The organism is Mycobacterium sp. TH-M82, from assembly GCF_057473605.1.
In genome coordinates, this window is sequence record NZ_JBYCKY010000284.1 from 1 (window position 1) to 1,796 (window position 1,796).

Consider the following 1,796-nt stretch of genomic DNA (forward strand, 5'->3'; position numbering starts at 1 on the left):
CGTTGCCGCCGTCGGCGAGCATCCGCAGGCCCGCCTGGGCGGCGAGCGGTTGCGAGGTGCACACCACGTTGCGGGCGAGCACCGGCGTGTGCGGCCACCGGTAAGGAAGATCCCAGGTGAACGGCGCCGTCATTGCGGCTCTCCGGGCGAAAACCTGTGCGCCACCGCGCGGCGGTCGACCGAGCCTTTCGCCGTGTGCGGCAGTTCGTCGCTGAGCGCGATGCAGGCGGGCACCTCGAAGGCCGCGAGCCGCTCCCGGCAGAACCCACTGAGCTGTGCGGACGTCGGCGCAGCCGATGCTCGCGGCACGACCACCGCGGCCACCGTCTCCCCGTAGATCGGATCCGGCACACCGAACACGACGGCTTCGGCGACATCCGGGTGGCCGGCCAACACATCCTCGACGTGTTCTGGCGATATCTTCTCCCCGCCCCGGTTGATGAGTTCTTTGATCCGGCCGCGCAGCGTCAACTCACCGGCAGCCGACAGTGACCCCAAGTCGCCGGTGTGCAGCCACCCGTCGGTGAAATTCGCTGCGGTTGCAGCCGGATTGGCGAGATAACCGCGTACCACGGTGCGGCCGCGCAGCCAAACCTCGCCGACGGCGCCGGGCGGGCAGGCCCGGCCCTCGTCGCCGACGATCCTAAAATCGGGCCCGGTCGACCTGCCGACCAGCCCGGGTGTGGCCGTGTCCCCTTCGTCCAGCCGTGTGCTGGTCGCCTGGTGGGTGGCTTCGGTCATGCCGAACGCCGACAGCACCGGCGCGCCGAACGTCGTCCGCAGCGCCTGCGCCGTCTGGGCGTCCAGCGCGGCGCTGCAACTGCGGGTGAAGCGCAGTCTGCCCCATCCGTCGCTGTGCTGGCTGATATCGTTGCGTGCCAGGATAATCCGGTGAATCGTGGGTACCGCGGTGAACCAGGTCGCGCCGGCCGCGTCCAGATCAGCGGCGAAGGTGCGCGCGGAAAACCGTCCCCCCGCCGGGAGCAGCACGGCGCCCCCGGAAGCCAGGGTGCACAGCAGCGTCGCGATCAGCCCGTGGCCGTGAAACAGCGGCATCGCCGCGACCGTGGCATCCTGCGGGCCGAGCCGGCAGGTGTCGACGACGCCGCCGACGGATCCAGCGATGTTGTCGCGGGTCCAGGGCACCATCTTCGGCGAGCCCGTCGTACCCCCGGTGAACATGATCACCGCATCGTCACGGCTCAGTCCCTCGGGCGGCGGTGCCGGTGGTTGTGGTTTCGCGGTGACGTCCAGCGTGACTGCGGCCGTGCCGCCGTCGCCGCCGGGTGTCACCGCGATGGGCCAGCACGGCAGGGGCGGCCCCGTCGTATTGGCTTGCTCACCCACCAGCAGGGCACGCGCTCCCGCCGCCGTCACCCGGGCACGCAGGTCGGCGGCGGGCAGGGCGGGATCCAGCGGCACCGCCACCAGGCCCGCGTGCACAGCCGCCAACAGCCCGACGACATAGGCGGCGTCGCTGTGTGCCCGCAGCGCCACCCGATCGCCGGGCGCCAACCCGGCCCGCAGCAGGTTCTCCGCGAGCTCATCGACCAGCGCAACCAGGTTCCGGTAGGTGACCCGGACCCGGTCGGCGGTGACCAGAAGCGCAGTGGCCCCCGGCTGGCGGCTTGCCACGGCGTGCAGTTCGACGGGGACGGGCACCATCAGCCCAGCCTAGGTCGACTCCGGTGGGATTTTAGACAACAGTGGTGCCATGGCGACCCCATCGACACCCGCGCGACCGACCGACGGCTTCCACCTTGTCGTCGATGCCCTCAAGCTCAACGGGATTGGCA

General features: G+C 70.8%; 1 protein-coding gene. It reads right to left on the bottom strand.

What is annotated here, in order from left to right:
* Nucleotides 1-129 precede the first annotated feature (129 nt).
* Nucleotides 130-1,665 carry a FadD7 family fatty acid--CoA ligase gene (locus tag AC2VON_RS09160; protein WP_486952669.1) on the bottom strand — a complete coding sequence of 512 codons (1,536 nt, stop codon included), beginning with the start codon at nucleotides 1,663-1,665 and terminating at the stop codon, nucleotides 130-132.
* Between the last annotated feature and the right edge of the window lie 131 nt (nucleotides 1,666-1,796).

Excerpts from the sequence above, each read along its gene's own strand:
- AC2VON_RS09160 (WP_486952669.1), bottom strand. The coding sequence starts at position 1,665 with ATGGTGCCCGTCCCCGTCGAACTGCACGCCGTGGCAAGCCGCCAGCCG.